Genomic DNA, 18162 nt, shown 5'->3' with positions numbered 1-18162 from the left:
TCAGTCCGGCAGCCGGGTCGACAGGTACCCGCGGACCAGGGCCTTGGCCTCGTCCAGGATCCGCTGGTCGCCCGCCGGGTCGCGGCGGAACGCCAGGTTCAGCACGCCGTCCGCCGCCTCGACCGCGATCGAGATCGGCAGCTGCAGCTCGGCGAACGGGATGTCGAACTTGGCCGAGATCATCTCCGCGATGCGGTCGGAGATGACCGTGTTGTTGTCGCGCCGGTCGTCGAGCAGCCGCAGGTCGACCACGTCGCCGAAGTGCAGCTTCGAGAACGCGGGCACCTCGCGGTGCATCGACACGTACACGTCGAAGATCGAGTCGACGGCGTCCCACCAGTGCTCGAGGGTGGTCGAGGTGAACCGGCCGTCCACCGTCTGGATGAACTTCTCCAGGTTGCGCAGGGTCAGCGCCTGCACGACCGCCCGCTTGTCCGGGAAGAACTGGTAGAGCGAGCCGACCGCGACACCCGCGCGCTCGGCGATCAATGTCGTGGTGACTCCGTCGTAGCCGACCTCCTCGATGAGCTGTGCGCAGGCCTCGAGCATCCGCTCGACGCGCTTGGCGCTGCGCTGCTGCACCGGCTGGCGGCGCAGCGGGGTCGTACTGGTCACGGCGACTCCTGCTGAGTGGATGGCGGGACTCCATAGTGCCCGGTCCTGGACCTTTCCACTTCACTTCACGGTGCAACACGCCTACGATCCGAATCACTTTCATGTTCTGGGAGGCTCATGTGACGTCAACCGGCGACTTCCTCTGGGGTGTGTCGACCTCGGCCTTCCAGATCGAAGGCTCGTTCACCGCCGCCGGCAGGCAGCCGTCGGTGTGGGACGCGTTCCCGGCGTTCGAGGGCCACGACGCCTCCGCGGCGTGCGACCACTACCGCCGATACCGCGAGGACGTCGGCCTCATGCGGTCCCTCGGCGTGAACGCCTACCGGTTCTCCGTGTCGTGGCCGCGGGTGCTCGCGGGCGACCTGGTGTTCTACGACCGGCTGGTGGACGAGCTGCTGGAGTCCGACATCGCGCCCGTCGTCACGCTGTACCACTGGGACACGCCGCTGACCGTGGAAGAGGCGGGTGGCTGGCTCGAACGCGACACCGCCCACCTGTTCGCCGAGTACGCCGCCCGGGTCGCCGAACGCCTGGCCGACCGGGTCGCGCTGTGGATCCCGATCAACGAACCCGCGATGGTGACGCTGCTCGGGTACGCCACCGGGCAGCACGCGCCGGGCAAGGCGCTGCTGTACGACGCGCTGCCGACCGCGCACCACCTCAACCTGGCGCACGGGCTCGCCGTGCAGGCGTTGCGTGCCGCCGGAGCGCGCGCTGTGGGCACGGCCAACAACCACACACCCGCGTGGGCGGCGACCCCCGAGGACGCCCCAGCCGCCGAGGCTTACTCCGACCTGCACAACTGGCTCTACGCCGACGCGCAGCTCGCGGGCCGCTACCCGGACTCGCTCGCCGACCGCTTGCCGATCGTGGACGGCGACCTGGCGATCGTCTGCGCACCGCTCGACTTCTACGGCGTGAACTACTACAACCCGACCCGGCTGCGGCTGCCGTCCGAGGGCAACCCGCTGCCGTTCGAGCTGGTGGACATCGACGAGTACCCGAAGACCGGCTTCGGCTGGCCGGTCGTGCCGTCCGGGCTGTCGGAGATGATCACCTTGTTGCGAGATCGATTTGTCGACTTGCCGCCGGTGTACGTGACCGAGAGCGGGTGCAGCTACCCGCACTTGCTGGAGGACACCGAGCGGATCGAGTACCTCGACGGGCACCTCGAAGAGGCCCTGAAGTCCGACGTGCGCGGGTACTTCGTGTGGTCCCTGATGGACAACTTCGAGTGGGACTCGGGCTACTCGCAGCGGTTCGGCCTGGTCCACGTCGACTACGCGACGCAGCAACGCACGCCGCGTGCCTCCTACGAGTGGTACCGCGATCGGATCAGGAGGTGACCGCGCAGGCGCTGGCGGAACCCGTCGTCCCGGTCCGCCGGTCGTGGATGACGTGGCTGTTCCTGGCCAACCTCGGCCTCTGGCTGGCCATCTACGCGCCCATCCAGGTGCTGTTGCCGCAGCAGGCCGAGCTGCTCGACGCGGCCGGTAAGGAAGCGGTGTTCGGCCTGGTCACGGGCGTCGGCGCACTCGTGGCGCTGGTCGCGAACCCGCTGATCGGGCTGTCGTCGGACCGGACCACGTCCCGGTTCGGCAGGCGGCACCCGTGGACGCTGGCCGGCGCGCTGGTCGGCGCGGTCGGCCTGGTCGTGCTGTCCTCGGCGTCCTCCGTCGGTGTGATGGTGATCGGGTGGTGCCTGGTGCAGGCCGGGCTGAACGGGATGCTCGCGTCGCTGACCTCCGCCGTGCCCGACCGGGTGCCCGTGCGGCAGCGGGCCAAGGTGGGCGGGCTGGTCGGCATCTCCCAGATGCTCGGCACCGTGCTCGGCGCGGTCGTGGTGACGGTGCTGGTCAGCGGCCTGGCGAACGGTTACCTGGCGTGCGCGGCGCTGGTCGTGGCCGGTGCGGTCGCGTTCGTGCTGATCACCCCGGACGTCCGGCTGCCGCCCGCCGACCGCCCGCCGCTGCGGTGGCGCGAACTGTGGGTGTCGCCGCGGCGGCACCCGGACTTCGCCTGGGCGTGGTGCGCGCACTTCATGATCAACCTGGGCAACGCGTTCGGCACGCTCTACCTGCTGTACTTCCTCGGCGACGTGGTCCGCCACCCGGCACCGGAGGACGGCCTGCTGGTGCTGATGCTGCTCTACGGCGTGGCGCTGGCGATCGGCGCGTTCGCCGTCGGCGCCCGGTCGGACCGGACCGGCCGCCGCAAGCCCTACGTGCTGATGTCCGCCGGTGTGATGGCGGCGGCCGCACTGCTGCTCGTCGCCTGGCCCACGTGGACGGCCGCGCTGATCGCCGCGCCGCTGCTCGGCGTCGGCTTCGGCGGGTACTGGGCGGTGGCGCTGGCCCTGCTGACCCAGGTGCTGCCCGCCGCGTCGGACCGCGCCAAGGACCTCGGCGTGCTCAACATCGCCAACTCGCTGCCCCAGGTGGTCGCGCCGCTGCTGACGACGTTCGTGCTGGCGTCGCTCGGCGGGTACCGGGGCTTGTTCGCCGTCTCGGCGGTCGCCACGCTGTGCGCGGCGGTGCTCGTGACCAGGGTCCGTTCGGTGGCGTAGTTCGGTGGCATAGGAGGAGATCGGTGCGGTTGGCCGGGAAGACGGTCGTGGTGACCGGCGCGTCGCAGGGCATCGGTGCGGCGACCGCCCGGACGCTCGCGGGGCGCGGTTCGGTTGTCGTGCTCGTGGCACGCAGCGGTGAAGCGCTCGACGAGCAGGTCGAACGGATCACGGCGACCGGTGGGCGTGCGGTCGCCGTACCCGCGGACCTCGCGGACGTCGACCGGATCCACGCGCTCGCCGAACGGGTGATCGCCGAGGTCGGCGTGCCGGACGTGCTGGTCAACAACGCGGGCGTGGGCCGCTGGCTGTTCCTGGACGACACCCCGACACCCGAGCTGGCCGGGATGATCGCCCTGCCGTTCACCGCCGCACTGCACCTGACCAGGGAGTTCCTCCCCGGCATGCGGGTACGTGGCTCCGGTCGGGTGGTCAACGTCAACTCGCCGGTGTCCCGCCTGCCGATCCCCGGCGCCACCGGGTACGCGGCGGCCCGCTACGCGTTGCGCGGCATGACCGCGGCGCTGCGGATGGACCTGCGCGGTACCGGCGTCGGGGTGAGCGAGGTCGTGCCGGGCAAGGTGAGCAGCCGGTACTTCGTCAACAACCCCGGCGCGGAGGAGCGGATACCGGCGCTGGCCAGGGTGATCCCGACCGTCACGCCGCGGGACGTGGCCGAGCGGATCGCCGACGCGGTGGAGCGGGAACGGGACGAGGTCGTGTTCCCGTGGCAGCTCAAGGCGTTCGACCTGGCCGGTCGGCTGTTCCCGGGGCTGACCGGCTACCTCACCTGGCGGACCGGCACGCACCGCTGAGCACGCGAAACGGCCCCATGTCCGCGCGGGAGGGGCGGACATGGGGCCGAAGTGGTGCCCGCGGACCGGTGTCGGTCGGGGAGGGAAGGTGTGCACAACACCGGCCCGCGGCGTCTGTGGAGTTGTTGTTCTTCAGCTGGCCGGCGGTCCGTTCGTCGCGGTCGGGGGTTCGCACGTCCCGGACCGCCGGCCAGTAGGCGGGTGCTCGACCTGGTCGCGTCGGGGGAACGACAGGTCGGGGCCGCCCGTTAGTGGGCTCGAACCACCATGCCGCGGCGCGACCGGGTGACAGGAGGCGTCACCGGCGCCGAGCGGAGGTGCCGAGCCGGGCGCGGGGCCAAACCGCCCGCGACCAGGTGTTCGTACGCGGCGCGCCACACCGAGCAGGGGCTCTTCTGCTGCCGCCACCGTCCGGAGCACTCGGGGCAGTTGCCCTTCTCGTCCGGTTCGTGCGCGGCGAGCAGGGCCCGCCACCCCTCGGTCAGCCGAGGGAGCTCGGAACGTGCCACCGACAGGAGGGACGGGGCGTCGGCCTCGCTGGCCAGCTCTGTGAGCAGGTCCAACCGCTCCCACACCGCGTTGCGAAGAACTTGTCCGAGGATCTCGTCCACCGAAACGTCACCGTCACCTTTCCGCCTGCTCGGCGGCCTCACGTAGCGCGGCCCTGAGTTGTACGAGTTGGTCGGCCGAAAGGACCGCCGTCTCACCCGGCGGGCCGACCAGGACCACGCGGCCCCGGTCGACCATCACGGTGAGGCAGCGCTCCCGGTCGACCACGTCGCTGCAGCGGATGCGCCACCAGCGACGGTGCCCGGTCGTGCCGCGCCATCCGGAGTCGAGGTCGGTCGACTCCTGGACAGACAGGGTTGCCGGAGGGGTGGCCGGGGCGACGGCAGGCGCTGCCGACCCACCAGGGGTGGTCACCGCCCGCTCGATCAGGTCCACAACCATGTTCCTCTCCGTGCTCGCTCGCTTACCGGAACTTAGATTGCGATGATTCAACCCGGATCGGGACGTCATAGCGCTGGCCGGTGGCCGTTCCACGGTAAGCGGTCAGTGGAGTTCGGCAGGGCCGATCAGCCTCGCCGATCGGTACTTCTCGCAGTCGGGGGAGTGCCCCTACTCTGCCGTTGACGCCCAAAGGACTGTGAGGGGGCGCAATTGAACACCATCGGTTCGCCGAGCTCTCCTGTTACACCAGACGTCTGGGACCAGCAGGAGATGCGTGACGCCCTGGCCAGACGAGAGATCAGCGCGGTCTACCGGCTGCTCCGACGGCACGGTGTCTCGCAGCGCCAGATCGCGGCGCTGACGGGCCAGTCGCAGTCCGAAGTGTCGGAGATCCTCAAGGGACGCCAGGTCATGGCCTACGACGTCCTCGCCCGGATCGCCGCCGGCTTGGGTGTCCCCAGGGGGTACATGGGCCTCGCTTACGACGAGGCCACGGCAGTGAGGGTGGCCGCCACGGCGGAGTCACCCCATTCTGAGGAGGACGAGTCGGTGAAGCGAAGGAAGTTCCTCGCGCACGCCGCCGCCATCACCGTCGGCGCGGCCGTGTTCGGTACGGACTCCGGGTCTTGGGCTTCATCGCCCGCGCAGACTCCGGCCCCTGGCCGCATCGGCATGACCGACGTCCGACAGGTCGAAGCGGCCACCAGGGCGTTGCGCACGCTCGACTACCAGTACGGCGGCGGCTCGTGCCGCGACGCCGTCGTCGCACAGCTGTCGTGGGGACAGCAGATGCTCGGCGCGAACGCGACCGACCTGGTCAAGGAACGCCTCTACGTCGCGCTCGCCGACCTGCACAACCTGGCCGGGTGGACCTCGTTCGACACCGGCCTGTACGACTCGGCCCGCAACCACTTCGGCCAGGCGCTCGGCCTGGCCAAGCAGGGGCGCAAGGAAGAGCTCGTGGCCAACATCCTGTACCGGATGGGCCGCGTCTACCTGCACCAGAACGCGCCGGACGACGCGTTGAAGGTGTTCCAGCTCGGCCAGCTGGCCGCGCAGAACTCCGGCTCTGAACTCGCCGTGGGCATCCTGTGCGCCAACGAGGCGTGGGCCTACGCGAAGATGGGTTCCGACGACCAGGCGTTGAAGCTGCTCAGCCGCGCCCGCGACGAGTTCGCCCGGGCCAACGTCGAGGACTCGCCCGCGTGGGCGAAGTTCTTCGACGCCAACGACCTGTCCGCGATGATCGGCACGGTGCACACGGAGCTGGCGCAGACCGTGGACAAGAAGTACACGCGCACCGCCGTGCCCGCGTTGACCAAGGCCATCGGCGGTTACGGCGAGGACATGACGCGCAGCCGGTCGTTCAACCTCACGTCCCTGTCGATCAACCACCTGCTCGACGGCGACATCGACCACGCGGCGCGCATGGGCCGGCAGGCGATCGAGCTGTCCGAGGGCCTGAAGTCGGTCCGCACCAAGGACCGGATGAAGCCGCTGCAGCACGAAGCCGAGAAGCGCCGCAACAACCCCGACGCCCGTGAGCTGGCCGAACGCCTGGCGAAGTTCACCGGCAACGACAGCGCGGCCTGAGCTGCGGGGAGTCGGGGCCCTGGACGGCAGGTTCACCTCCGCCGCGCTGACGGCGGTGCTGGAACGGCTGTGCGCCGAACTGGGGTTGGCGCACCGCGGCGCGCGGCTCGTGAAGTTCACCAGCAACGCCGTGTTCGACCTGCCCGGTGACCGGGTGGTGGTGCGGATCGTCGGTTCGATGAACCTGCGCCACCGGGCCCGGAAGGTGGTCGAGGTCGCGCGGTGGCTGGCCGCGCACGACGTGCCCGCCGTCCGGCTGGTCGAGGACGTGCCGCAGCCGTTGGTGGTGGGCGAGCACCTGGCCACCCTGTGGCACACGGTGCCGTCCGGTGGCAGGCCCGTCGACGGCCGTGACCTGGGCCGGGTGCTGCGGCAGGTGCACGCGCTGCCGGTGCCGGACTTCGAGCTGCCGCGCTGGACGCCGCTGGACGACGTGCGGCGGCGCATCGCCGACGCCGAGGAGCTGTCCGGGCCGGACCGCCGGTTCCTGGAGGACCGGTGCGCCGAGGCCGACCACCGGCTGGCCGAGCTGCGGACCGTGCTGCCGCCGGGCGTGGTGCACGGCGACGCGCACCTGGGCAACCTGATCCCGAGCCCGGACGGCCCGGTGATCTGTGATTTCGACTCCACCAGCGTCGGGCCGCGCGAGTGGGACCTGAGCACCCTGCCGGTCGGCGTGGCCCGCTTCGGTCACCCGGCCGAGTGGTACCGGCAGCTGACCGACGAGTACGGCTTCGACGTCACCAAGTGGGCCGGGTTCCCGGTGTTGCGCGAGGTCAGGGAGCTGAAGCTGACCACGAGCGTGTTGCCGATCATGCGCAGCCACCCCGGCGTGCGCGAGGAGCTGCACAGCCGGCTCAAAGCGTTGCGCGCGGGCGACACCACGACCCACTGGACCCCTTACCGCTGACGGCGGGGTCGCGGGGCATCGAACCGGTAACGCCCGGCGCGCGTTTCACGACTGAGGCATCGACGGGTTGCGTGACGGGGTTCTGGCGAGGTGTGCGTGGTCGGGAATCTGCCGGTGGTGCGGCGCAGGCGGGCCCTGCGTGCCGCCCGGATGTTGGACGAGGTCGTGGACACGCAGCTGCCGTTCCTGGCGTCGTTCGACGAGCAGCGCCGCCGCCGTTCGGCGAACTACCTGGCGGAGCTGGTGAAGCTCGCGCACGACTACCGGTACTTCGCCAACGGCTGGATCGACGCCAAGGAGCTCGAACGGCGTGGCCAGGACGCGATGGCGGCGCTGAACCGGCTCCGCGCGGAGGACCCTTCCGCCCGACTGATCACCGACTAGGGCGTTCGGCGCAGCTCGTCGCACCGAATGGACCACTCACCGACGCCTGGTCGCGCCAGGCTCCCGCCTCCCACGCTTGCACCGCGTAGTCGTGGAAGCTCTTGGGCTCACGTCCGGTGACCTCGGCGACGGTGTCGGTCGGTTCGCCGTCACCCAGCGCGTCCCACGCCCGGATCTGCTCCTCGGCGAGGTCGGCGGGCATGACGGCCCGGTAGTCGTCCGGCGTGCCGCGGAACCCGATCGGCCGGCCGGTGACCTGGGTGAGCACGGCGAGCGCCTGCGGGAACGACAGCGCCTCGGGCCCGGTGATCTCGTAGACCTCGCCCTCGTGCCCGTCCTCGGTCAGCGCCGCGACGGCCACCGCCGCGATGTCGTCCGCGTCCACGAACGCCTGCGTCTTCTCGCCGAGGGGCAGCACCAGCTCGCCGGCGAGCACCGAGGGCCGGAAGAACCCCTCGTCGAAGTTCTGGTCGAACCAGTCCGGCCGCAGCACGGTCCAGTCGACGCCGGAGGTGCGCACCAGCCGTTCGGCGGCGAGCAGTCGTTCGTCCCGCATCTCCGCCACACCTCTCGTGGACAGCAGCACGAACCGCCGCACACCGGACGCCACGGCCTCGTGCACGAACTCCGGTTCGACCGGCAGCTCGTGCGGTGCCATCAGGTACACCCGCTCGACGCCTGCCAGCGCGCCCGCCCACGTGTCGCGGTCGGACCAGTCGAACCTCACCTCGCCCCGGCGTGACGCGCGGCGCGCGGCGTGGCCCGCTCCGGAGAGCCGTGCGGCGACCCGCCTGCCCGTCGAGCCGGTGGCACCCAGTACCAGGATCGATGGATCAGCCATGGATCGACCCAATCACAGGGGTCCGACAATTCCGCCGGGAGCGACCCGGTGGAGGGGAGCCGACGGGCCTGGGTCGGCTCCCCGTCCGGTCATGCGGGGATCTTGTAGCGGTGCAGGCCCTTGCAGACGGCCTCACCCACGTAGTCGACCAGGCAGGTCGGCGAGGTCAACTTGTGGGAGAAGATCATCTTGTGGGTCTTCTTCCCGTTCGAGTAGGTGTCCTCGCGCCACATCTCGTGGTTGGGCATCTTGTCGTGGCTGCCGACGACCTCGGTCCGGCCGTTCCGGTGGACCGTCATCACGATGGACCAGTCGATCGCCGCGAGCGCGGTGCACCACGGGTTGGTCGCCGCGTGGGTCACCGTGATCCGGCCCTTGGTCGTGCTGACCTTCGGCTCGCCCTCGACCCGGATGCCGTCGTCGTTCGCGGTGCGCGAGTCCTCGTAGACGAACTTCCCGCCGACCTTGGCATACCGCTTCGTGGGGTTGATCTTGTGCCGCTCGCCCCACTTCTTCTTCTTGAAGTCGAACGACAGCACGACCTGGGTGCGGAACTGCCCCGACTTGAACGCCGGGCCGACGCGGTTGTCGACCGCGTTCCACCAGTCGGCCTTCTTCTTGCCGTCCTTGCCGAAGTTGTGGCAGCCGACGTCCGGGGTGTCGATGTAGCCCTGGGGTGCGACGGAGCCGCCGCGCGGGATGTAGGTCTCGTAGTAGATCTCCGACTTGACGATCTTCGGCGCCGACTTGGTGGCCGCGACCGGCTCGATCTCCGTGCCGTCGGTGACCGCGCCGGCGGCGGCGACCCCCAGTACGGCGGCCAGCGCCAACGTCGCGCGCACGGCGGTGCTCTTGAAGCTGATCAACTCGTGGCTCCTGGTGTGAGTGGTTGGGTGTGCTAGCCGATGAGGCCGTGGGTGGTGGCCACCCGACTGCCGTCGAGGACCAGCGGGCCCTCCGGCTCGACCTGGCCGGGCTCGGTGTTCTTGGTCTTCTTCGGCTGGGTCTTCTTCGTCTGCGGCTTCTTGGCTTCGCTCTTCTTCTTGTCGGCCTTCTTCTTGTCCGGGCCGGCGGACTTCTTCGGCTTCGCGTTCTTCTTCTCGACGGGCGAGGCGTAACCGGTGACCTGTGCCTTCTTCGGGTCGATCGTGACCTTGCGGATCTTGTCGCCGCTGTTGCCCGAGATCACCGTGATCTTGCCGGTCTTCTTGTCGACCTTCGTGACGATGCCGACGTGGTCGTTGTCGAATTTCTTGTCGTTGAGGCGGTAGGTGACGGCGTCGCCGGGCTTGACGTTCTTGACGCCCGCGCCGCTCTTCCACGTCTTGTTCTTCTGGCCGTAGTCCTTGAAGGTCTTGGCCGCCGAGGTGACGCCGTCGGTCTTCACGCCGCTCTTGTTCCAGACGTACTTGGTGAAGTCGGCGCACCACGCCTGGCACTTGCCGTTCGGGCTGTAGGCGTTGCAGTTCTCGCCGGTTTCCCGGTTGCGCTTGCTGTTCATCTCCTTCTCGGCGGTTTCCACGATCTCGCGGCGGGTCGCGTCGTCGGCCTGCTGGGAGGTGCTCTTCTTGGCGGCGACGAGTTCGGGGTCGGCGGAGGTGGATCCGCGTTCGGTCGACATGCCGAGCAGGGCCACGCCGATCACCGCGGCGGCGATGACGACGAAGCGGGCGGCGGCTTTTTTGGGCAGGGTGAATCGCACGGTGGATCTCCTTGTGTGGTGGGAATTCTCAGAAGCTCGCGGACGCGGGCAGGGTGGTGAAGGGGCCGTCGGTTTCCGGGCCGATCCAGGTGTACCGCTCCGACGGTTCGACCGGCTCGTACTCGTACGAGTACCGCTGTTCGTGGGTGAACTCGTACGGCAGCACGGTCGGCAGTTCGTACGGCTGCTCGTACGGTTGTCCGGTCGGCAGTTCGTACGGGAGCTCGGTCGGGGTTTCGTACGGGGTCGCGGTCGGCATCTCGTACGGGGCGTCGTACCGGGTCTCGTGCGGCAGTTCGTACAGCGTGGTTTCCGGGGCCGCGTACAGCTCGACCGGTGCCTCTGCCGGCTGCTCGGAGTCGATCACGACGACGGCGGCGGGTGCGGGTTCCGGCGCGGGAGCCGGCTCCGGCTCGTGCGCGGGTGCGGGCTCGGGTTCGGTGGCCGGTTCCACGTCCTGCGGCTCGGTGACCTGTAGTTCCTCGGCAGGCTCGGCAGCCGGCTCCTCCGCCGGTTCCTCGACCGGTTCGTCTTCGACCGGTTCCTCGGCTGGTTGTTCGACGGGTGCCTCGGTCGGTTCGTCGGCCGGGTCCTCGGCCGGTTGCTCGACCAGGTCGGCGGGCGCGTGTGCCGCGGGCGGCTCGGCCACGGTCGACTCACCGCCCTGCTGGTGGCCCAGCAGGAACGCCGCCACCAGGGCCAGCCCGAACGCGGCGAACACGAGCACCGCCCTCGTCGGGTCTTTGTGCGCCGGCGCGGTGCGGCCGGTGATCTGTCGGCGTGGCATTCCAGGCCCCTTCTCGTCGGGATCGGTCGTGACCGAGGCAATCCGTTCGAGAGGGTGCTGACAAGGAATCGGGGTGTCCGGGACAGTCCCGAACACCCCGACCGAAGACGATCGACCAGGTCAGGCGACCGGTGCGCGGGAAAGCACGACCGCCAAACCGAAAGCGATGCCCATGATGGCCAGTTCCACCGCGGCCCAGCCGACGATCGCCGTCGTCTTGTGCTGGGCGATGTGCGGCAGGAATCGCCACCGGATGTTCGCGCCGAGCACCGCCAGCACCGCGGCGCACACGATCTTCCCGATCAGCACCAATCCGTAGGAGGTGGTGAACAACGAACCGGGCAGGCCGATGACGGGGTTCAGCGCGAGTTCCAGCAACCCGTTGAACAACCCGGTCACCGACACCAGGATCAACGCGATCGTGGCCAGTTTCGAGAACTTCGGCAGCGCATCGGCCAACAGCCCGCGGCGGTGGGCGACCAGGACCACCAATGCGGCCAGGCCGCCGGTCCACGCGGCGGCGCCGAGCACGTGCAGTTCCATCGAGATCATCGAGTAGTCGTGGTACTTCCAGTTCGACGCGTGACCGGTCACCGGCAGCGGCAGCAGGCCGAACATGGAGATCAGGATGCGCAGTTCCGCCGGCACCGATTCGCCCCGGCGCACGGCCATGACGCCGATCCACAGGTACACCAGCGCGCACACCGCGCTGAACAGCAATCCCTGCCCGGCGCCGACGCGTTGCACGTAATCGACGACCATCGGCATCGTCAGTTCCGCGTCGGGGCGCGTTTCGTAGGCCCGGATCACGATCGACAACAACGCGGTGAACGCCCACACGGCCGCGGCGATCACGGCAGCGGGTCGGGCGACGCGCAGCACCGGTTCGGTGATGGCCGGTCGGCTGAACCCGAGCAGCTTCGGCAGCAGCGAGAGGCCGACGACGAGCGTCGCGGCCACGTCCAGCAGCGTGCGCACCAACGGGTGCGCGAACCGGACCACCACTCCCGGCTCGGCCACGCCCACCGCTTCCGGTGTGGTGGACAGGCCGAGCCCCAGGAAGACGCCGACGGCACCGCCGGCGACCAGGCCACCGACGACCCAGTACCTGTTCGCGGTGGTGGTGGTCCGGTTCACGGTCATCGCCTGCTGCTCTCCCGGGTGCTGTCCGCGCCGCCGCGCAGCGCGAGGAACGCGCCACCGGCGAGCAGCACGGCCGCGCCCGCGATCCACACCCAGATGGGCACGCCGCCCGCACCGGACGACGAAGCCGCGTCCTGGGCGGCCGACGAGGAGGCGGGCGCGGGCGTGCCGTTGCCCGCCTTCGTCAGGGTGAACTTGAGCGAACCGGTCACCGGGTGCCCGTCGGCGGACAGGATCCGGTAGCCGACCGCGTACTCGGCGGCCGGGCCGAGCGGGCGGACCGGGAAGACGACGCTGTTGTTCTTGACCGTCGGCTCGCCGTCCGCTTCCCAGCGCGTGCCCTCCGGCCCGGTGACGGTGATCGTGTTGAACTTCTCCCCGGCCTGCACGGGCTGGTCGAAGGTCAGCGTGATCGTCGTCGGCCCGGACTCCAGCTGCGCCCCGTCCTTGGGGTCACTGCTGACCAGCACGTTGTGCGCGAACGCCGGTGTGGCCGTGCCGAGCACGACCGCGCCCGCGACCAGGCCGGTCAGCAGCAGCGAGACGACGCGCCTCATGCCGTCGGCTTGCCCGCGCGACGGGACCGCAGCACGGCTCCCGCACCCAACCCGAGGCCCAGCGCGCCGACGACCAGCCCGGCACCGCCCAGCCAGCGGGCCGTGTCGTCGGTCGAACCGGACGCCGCCGTGTCGTGGCCGTCGTCGGCGACGGCCGTCGCGGTGGCCGTGCCGTGCGCGTCGCCCGCGGTCTTGGCGACCAGCTTCAGCACGGGCGCGGGGCGTTCCGGCTCGTCGGCGCCCTCGGCGGGCGGCGGCGCGTTCCAGTCCACGACCTCACCGCTGTCGTAGGTCTGCTTGGCGGGCAGGATCAGCTGGTCGGTGTTGTCCGGCAGCGGCCCGATGGACAGGTCGAACTCGTTGAACTGGCCGGGCTCGATGCGGGTGCCCGCGTCCGCGGTCCAGACGACCGTGCGGACGGCCTCGGTGACCTCGCGGCCGTGGCTCTTGACCGGCGTGGCCAGCTTCTCCTTGACCGCCTCGACCTTCCAGCCCGGCGTCGGCTTGGTGCTGACCGACGCCAGCGGGTACTCGGCGGGCAGGGTCACCTCCAGCTTGACCGTGCCCGCGTCGGGGCGTTCGTTCGGCACGCGGAACGTGACCTTGGTGTACCCGCCCTGGACGGCGTCCTTCGGCGTGGACGCGGTGACGTGCGCGGACGCGAGGCCCGCGGTGGTCAGCGCGAGGACCGTGGCGGTGCCGAGCACGGCGCCGCCCTTGACGAGTGCGCGCACGCCAAATCGCTTTGTCGACATGAAGTTGTGGCTCCTGAGCCTGAGAGTGTGTGTTCGGGGACTCGGGTGATCAGGAGCGAGGGGGACCGCGGCGGCCGTGCACCCGCCGCAACAGCACGTCGACCAGCGCGTTCGCCGTCGCCGACGGGGTGGGCGACCACAGCGCCCCGGCCGGCACGACCGGCACCAGCGGTGGCGGCATCAGCCGGGTGACGGCACCGGCCAGCGCCTGCAGCACCGCGTCCGCACGGGCCAGCAGCAGGCCGGTGAGCAGGGCGGCGACCACGTGCGCGGCGGTCATGGCGGTCGGGCTGAACCCGAGGCCGGGACCGTCGGCGGCGTGGTGGCCGAGGTTGAGCAGCGCGTGCTGCCCGACCTGCGCGACACCCAGGGTGGCCAGGACCGTCCACGGTCGGCGCCCGCGGTCGGCCATGGCGGTGCCCGCGAACGCGACGAGCAACGTCAACGGCAGCGCGGGCGCGAACTCGGTGACCGAGCCTCCTACCGCACCGTGCGCGGTGATGCTCAGCGCGGCCGAGGTGACGGCCAGCAGCGCGGTCCGCGCGAGGCGGGACGGTGCGGGCCGGCTGGTCACACCACAGAGAGTAGGAGGTCGCCCGACCCGCGCGGCAGTCCCCACCGTGCAGGGCGGGTTTGGTCTAGTCCGATCGGGGGTACGAGTTACCCGTGACGACCGAGAGTAAACCTGTCAAAGAGCCTTTGCCCGGTGATCCGAAAGCGGATCGGCCAGGGCGCACGGACCGCGTGGTCTTCGGTGTCGCCGCCGTCGTCACCCTCGCGTTCGTGGCCTGGGGCATCCTCGGCACGGCGTCCCTGGCCACCGCGTCGAAAGCGGCGCTGACCTGGGTCATCGCCAACCTGGGCTGGGCGTTCGTGCTCACCGCGTCCGGGTTCGTGCTGTTCGCGCTGTGGCTCGCCGTGAGCCGCTACGGCCGCATCCCGCTCGGCCGCGACGACGAGCCTCCGGAGTTCCGCACGGTCTCGTGGGTCGCGATGATGTTCAGCGCGGGCATGGGCATCGGCCTGATGTTCTACGGCGTCAACGAGCCGCTGTCGCACTTCGTGACCCCGCCGCCCGGCACCGTCGAGGGCGGCTCGGACGAGGCGCTGCAGACCGCGATGGCCACCACCCTGTTCCACTGGACGCTGCACCCGTGGGCGATCTACGCCGTCGTCGGCCTGGCCATCGCCTACGGCAGCTTCCGCCGCGGTCGCAGCCAGCTGATCAGCGCGGCGTTCGCGCCCCTGCTCGGGCGCCGCCGCACGGAGGGCCCGGCCGGTCGCGCGATCGACGTGCTGGCGATCTTCGCCACCCTGTTCGGGTCGGCCACCTCGCTCGGCCTCGGCGCGCTGCAGATCGGCAGCGGGCTGCAGGTCGCGGGCTGGCTGGGCGAGGTCGGCAACGGCATCGTGGTCGGCGTCATCGCCGTCCTGACCATGGCGTTCGTCGCGTCGGCCGTGTCCGGCGTGGCCAAGGGCATCCAGTGGCTGTCGAACATCAACATGGTGCTGGCCGTGGTGCTGGCCGCGTTCGTGTTCGTGGTCGGGCCGACGGTGTTCGTGCTCAACCTGGTGCCCACCGCCATCGGCGACTACTTCCGCGAGCTGGCCGACATGGCGGGCCGCACCGCCGCGTCCGGCGGTGACGCGACCGAGACGTGGCTGTCCGGCTGGACGATCTTCTACTGGGCGTGGTGGATCTCGTGGACGCCGTTCGTCGGCATGTTCATCGCCCGCATCAGCCGCGGCCGCACCGTCCGCCAGTTCGTCGCGGGCGTGATCCTCGTGCCCAGCCTGGTCAGCCTGGCCTGGTTCTGCGTGTTCGGCGGCACGGCGATCTTCGTGCAGCGGTCCGGCACGGACCTCGCGGGCACCGCGTCACCGGAGGGGCAGCTGTTCGGGCTGCTCGACCAGTTCCCGCTGGCCGCCGTCGCCGGCGTGGTGGTGATGGTGCTGGTGGCGATCTTCTTCGTGTCCGGCGCGGACGCCGCGTCCGTGGTGATGGGCACGCTGTCGCAGCGCGGCTCGATCCGGCCGTCGAAGGGCGTGGTCGTGTTCTGGGGCGTGCTCACCGGCCTCGTCGCGGCGGTGATGCTGCTGGTCGGCGGGTCGAGCGCGCTGACCGGCCTGCAAAACCTGACGATCATCGCCGCGCTGCCGTTCATGCTCGTCATGGTCGGGCTGTGCGTGTCGCTGGCCCGTGACCTGCGCAGCGACCCGCTGATCCGGCGGGAGGAACGGGTCGCCGAGGTGATGGAGGAGGTCACCGCGCAGTTGGACCCGGCCGAACCCAACCCCGAGGAGACCGCCTACAAGACCGTGCAGGAACTCACACGCCGAGGCGTTTGAGCAGGTCGGCCTCCATCGCGTCCAGGTCGACCGAGACCGCGCGGTGCGCCGCCTTGCGCCGCGGTGCGGGCATCCGTTCCGACGCCCGCACCGCGGCCAGCAGCTGCGCCAGGCGCTTCTCGGTGTCCTGGACGTAGGTCGGCTCGGTGTCGCGGAGCTGGCCCAGCGCCTCGCTGAACCCCGCGATCCGGGCGTGCAGGCGCGCACCCCGGCCCGAATACCTGGTCAGCTGGTCGACCGGCACCCCGAGCCGGGACGCCCGGTAGTGGTCGTAGCGGTCGCTCACGAGTGCGGCGGCACGGGCCGCGACCGGCGCCACCACCGGGATCAACGCCGGCGCCAGCACCTTGGCCAAGCCCACGAGGTTCTTCGCCCTGCCCGGGGTGAACCCCTTGCCCTTCTCACGCGCCATGGCCGCACCTCCTCAACCGCAAACCCTAGAGCCGTTCCGGTAAAAGATCGACTCGACTCGGCGAGGTTGCCGGTACAACGGCTCACCCGGCGTCATACGCTGCACCGGTGACTTCCCAGGTGCAGCTCGACGCCGGTGTGGTCACTCGTTGCCGGCGGCGGGTGCACCTCGAACACGATCCGACCATGCGCGACGTGCCCACGCTGCCGCCCGACCCCACCGGCCAGCAGCGCCGGGCCGACGCGAACGAACACCGGCGCGCGGTCGCCACCGCCCTGGGCCGGGTCGTCGGATCCGACCTGATGGAGATACCCCCGGACGTGCCGTCGGCCGACCGCGAGCGCGTCACCACCGCCGCGATGGAAGCCGGCGTGCCCTTCATCTGGGGCGCGACGCTGCCCCGCGACCCGCTGGGCGGCCGGCGCGGCGGCATCGACCTGCTGGTGAAGGAGACCACCGGGTACGTGCCCGTGCTCGTGGTCCGGCACAAGGTCAGCGACCCCGGCCAGGGCGCCCGCACGTCACCCCTGTCGCACCCGCTGCCCGGCGGCGCCCGGGTCGACCCGCTGCGCAAGGTCCGGCCGCAGCCGCGCGACCAGCTCCGGCTCGCGCACGCGCAACGCCAGCTCCAGGCGTCCGGGTTCGCCGCGAGCGGCCGGGCGACCGGTGGCGTGATCGGCATGGACGCCGACGTCGTCGTGTGGCACGACCTGGAAGCACCGACGTGGCCGGGCGGCAAGAACGCGCTCGCCGAGTACGACACCCGGTTCGCCGACCGGCTGGCCGTGGCCTCCGCCGCCGCCACCGGCGCCGACCCGCTGGCCCGCCCGTCCCGGATCGTGGAGTGCCGCAGCTGCCCGTGGTGGCCGGTGTGCGAGACCGACCTGAAAGCCACCCGGGACGTCAGCCTCGTCGTGCGCGGCGAGGACGCCGTGGCGCTGCGCAAGGTCGGCGTCCACACCGTCGACGAGCTGGCCGCGCTCGACCCGGACGAGCAGGTCATCCCGCTGGTCGGGATGCTGCACTCGGACGCCGTCATCCTGGCCCGCGCCTGGCTGCGCGACCTCACCGTGGTGCGCCGGGTCTCCCGCATGGACGTGCCGCGCGCCGACGTCGAGGTCGACGTGGACATGGAGAGCTTCGGCGACCTGGGCGCCTACATGTGGGGCTGCTGGCTGTCCGGGCAGGACGTCGGCGAGGAGCACGGCTACCGCGCGTTCGCCACCTGGGACCCGCTGCCGTGCGACGACGAGGCCCGGTCGTTCGCCGAGTTCTGGGGCTGGCTGACGGGCGTGCGGCTGCGCGCCCGTGCGCGCGGGCTGTCGTTCAAGGCGTACTGCTACAACGAGCTCGCCGAGAACCGCTGGCTGCTCGGGTCGGCCGAGCGGTTCAAGGGCAGGCCCGGCATCCCCACGGTGGCGCAGGTGCGCGAGTTCATCACGTCCGACTCGTGGGTCGACCTGTTCGGCATCGTGCAGGACCAGTTCCTGTGCGCCCACGGCAAGGGCCTGAAGACCATCGCCCCGGTCGCCGGCTTCCGCTGGCGCGACCCCGAGGCGGGCGGCGAGAACTCGATGCGCTGGTACCGCGACGCGGTGGGCATGGACGGCAGGCCGCCGGACCTCGCCCAGCGCCGCCGGCTGCTGGAGTACAACGAGGACGACGTCCGCGCCACCCACACCCTGCGGCTGTGGATGACGTCGGACGCCATGGACGACCTCCCCTTCGCGGGAGATTTGTGAGACGGCCGCCCTACCGGACCGCCCCGCGAGGTCGCGTCGA

General features: G+C 70.7%; 20 protein-coding genes. 8 read left to right on the top strand and 12 right to left on the bottom strand.

Annotation, left to right across the window (positions count from 1 at the left end):
• Complete coding sequence (locus A6A25_RS35390; protein WP_073897719.1) at positions 1-615, bottom strand: TetR family transcriptional regulator; 615 nt, start codon at positions 613-615, stop codon at positions 1-3.
• A gap of 101 nt (positions 616-716) precedes the next feature.
• Between A6A25_RS35390 and A6A25_RS35385 the strand changes: the two genes are divergently transcribed.
• Genes A6A25_RS35385 through A6A25_RS35375 form a run of 3 tightly spaced genes read left to right on the top strand, consistent with a single transcriptional unit; the run spans position 717 to position 3996 of the window.
• Positions 717-1961 (top strand): glycoside hydrolase family 1 protein, encoded by a 1245-nt coding sequence (locus tag A6A25_RS35385; protein ID WP_073897717.1) that lies wholly within the window; start codon positions 717-719, stop codon positions 1959-1961.
• Between the two features lie 47 nt (positions 1962-2008).
• A complete protein-coding gene (locus A6A25_RS35380) occupies positions 2009-3181 on the top strand; it encodes an MFS transporter (protein WP_083668935.1) in 1173 nt (390 codons plus the stop codon).
• A 23-nt stretch (positions 3182-3204) separates the two neighbouring features.
• Positions 3205-3996: an SDR family NAD(P)-dependent oxidoreductase gene (locus A6A25_RS35375; protein ID WP_073897712.1), complete on the top strand. Its 792-nt coding sequence runs from the start codon at positions 3205-3207 to the stop codon at positions 3994-3996.
• Positions 3997-4244: 248 nt separating this feature from the next.
• Here A6A25_RS35375 and A6A25_RS35370 read toward each other — a convergent pair whose 3' ends face one another.
• Both A6A25_RS35370 and A6A25_RS35365 read right to left on the bottom strand, forming a co-directional pair.
• The gene (locus tag A6A25_RS35370) at positions 4245-4607 is read right to left on the bottom strand and encodes a hypothetical protein (protein ID WP_073897710.1); all 363 of its coding nucleotides are present in this window, start codon (positions 4605-4607) and stop codon (positions 4245-4247) included.
• A 13-nt stretch (positions 4608-4620) separates the two neighbouring features.
• Positions 4621-4947 carry a hypothetical protein gene (locus A6A25_RS35365; protein WP_143193608.1) on the bottom strand — a complete coding sequence of 109 codons (327 nt, stop codon included), beginning with the start codon at positions 4945-4947 and terminating at the stop codon, positions 4621-4623.
• Between the two features lie 270 nt (positions 4948-5217).
• Here A6A25_RS35365 and A6A25_RS35360 point away from each other — a divergent pair, with 270 nt between their 5' ends.
• The 3 genes from A6A25_RS35360 to A6A25_RS35350 all read left to right on the top strand — a co-directional run bounded on the left by A6A25_RS35360 (position 5218) and on the right by A6A25_RS35350 (position 7834).
• A complete protein-coding gene (locus A6A25_RS35360) occupies positions 5218-6540 on the top strand; it encodes a helix-turn-helix domain-containing protein (RefSeq protein WP_241829082.1) in 1323 nt (440 codons plus the stop codon).
• 19 nt (positions 6541-6559) lie between these two features.
• Entirely contained in the window at positions 6560-7450 is an 891-nt protein-coding gene (locus A6A25_RS35355) for an aminoglycoside phosphotransferase family protein (protein ID WP_083668934.1), read from the top strand.
• A 96-nt stretch (positions 7451-7546) separates the two neighbouring features.
• Positions 7547-7834 (top strand): hypothetical protein, encoded by a 288-nt coding sequence (locus tag A6A25_RS35350; protein WP_241829081.1) that lies wholly within the window; start codon positions 7547-7549, stop codon positions 7832-7834.
• Here A6A25_RS35350 and A6A25_RS35345 read toward each other — a convergent pair.
• The 8 genes from A6A25_RS35345 to A6A25_RS35310 all read right to left on the bottom strand — a co-directional run bounded on the left by A6A25_RS35345 (position 7824) and on the right by A6A25_RS35310 (position 14193).
• Positions 7824-8675 (bottom strand): NAD(P)H-binding protein, encoded by an 852-nt coding sequence (locus A6A25_RS35345; RefSeq protein ID WP_083668922.1) that lies wholly within the window; start codon positions 8673-8675, stop codon positions 7824-7826. The two genes, A6A25_RS35350 and A6A25_RS35345, sit on opposite strands and share 11 nt — an antisense overlap.
• Before the next feature lie 89 nt (positions 8676-8764).
• Positions 8765-9541 (bottom strand): hypothetical protein, encoded by a 777-nt coding sequence (locus A6A25_RS35340; protein WP_073897702.1) that lies wholly within the window; start codon positions 9539-9541, stop codon positions 8765-8767.
• Positions 9542-9573: 32 nt separating this feature from the next.
• Positions 9574-10377 (bottom strand): CHAP domain-containing protein, encoded by an 804-nt coding sequence (locus A6A25_RS35335; RefSeq protein WP_073897700.1) that lies wholly within the window; start codon positions 10375-10377, stop codon positions 9574-9576.
• 28 nt (positions 10378-10405) lie between these two features.
• Positions 10406-11164, bottom strand: coding sequence for a hypothetical protein (locus tag A6A25_RS35330; protein ID WP_073897698.1), 759 nt, complete (start codon positions 11162-11164; stop codon positions 10406-10408).
• 120 nt (positions 11165-11284) lie between these two features.
• Positions 11285-12307 (bottom strand): copper resistance D family protein, encoded by a 1023-nt coding sequence (locus tag A6A25_RS35325; RefSeq protein WP_073897696.1) that lies wholly within the window; start codon positions 12305-12307, stop codon positions 11285-11287.
• Positions 12304-12864, bottom strand: a complete 561-nt coding sequence (locus tag A6A25_RS35320; RefSeq protein WP_073897694.1) for a copper resistance CopC family protein — start codon at positions 12862-12864, stop codon at positions 12304-12306. Before A6A25_RS35320 ends, A6A25_RS35325 begins: the two co-directional genes overlap by 4 nt.
• The gene (locus tag A6A25_RS35315; protein WP_073897692.1) at positions 12861-13619 is read right to left on the bottom strand and encodes a YcnI family copper-binding membrane protein; all 759 of its coding nucleotides are present in this window, start codon (positions 13617-13619) and stop codon (positions 12861-12863) included. The genes A6A25_RS35320 and A6A25_RS35315 overlap by 4 nt, the downstream gene beginning before the upstream one ends.
• Positions 13620-13668: 49 nt before the next feature.
• On the bottom strand, positions 13669-14193 hold the full coding sequence (locus tag A6A25_RS35310) for a hypothetical protein (protein ID WP_083668921.1): 525 nt from the start codon (positions 14191-14193) through the stop codon (positions 13669-13671).
• Between the two features lie 125 nt (positions 14194-14318).
• Between A6A25_RS35310 and A6A25_RS35305 the strand changes: the two genes are divergently transcribed.
• Positions 14319-15968 carry a BCCT family transporter gene (locus A6A25_RS35305; RefSeq protein WP_241829080.1) on the top strand — a complete coding sequence of 550 codons (1650 nt, stop codon included), beginning with the start codon at positions 14319-14321 and terminating at the stop codon, positions 15966-15968.
• Here the strand turns inward: A6A25_RS35305 and A6A25_RS35300 are convergent.
• Positions 15949-16380: a DUF6474 family protein gene (locus A6A25_RS35300; protein ID WP_073897688.1), complete on the bottom strand. Its 432-nt coding sequence runs from the start codon at positions 16378-16380 to the stop codon at positions 15949-15951. The two genes, A6A25_RS35305 and A6A25_RS35300, sit on opposite strands and share 20 nt — an antisense overlap.
• Positions 16381-16487: 107 nt before the next feature.
• On the opposite strand from A6A25_RS35300, the gene A6A25_RS35295 reads away from it, so the two are divergent.
• A complete protein-coding gene (locus A6A25_RS35295; RefSeq protein WP_073897685.1) occupies positions 16488-18122 on the top strand; it encodes a TM0106 family RecB-like putative nuclease in 1635 nt (544 codons plus the stop codon).
• Positions 18123-18162: the final 40 nt, after the last annotated feature.

Origin of the sequence: Saccharothrix sp. CB00851 (genome assembly GCF_001905065.1) — a bacterium.
Taxonomy (GTDB): Bacteria; Actinomycetota; Actinomycetes; order Mycobacteriales; family Pseudonocardiaceae; genus Actinosynnema.
This window is presented reverse-complemented; position numbering and strand designations above follow the sequence as displayed.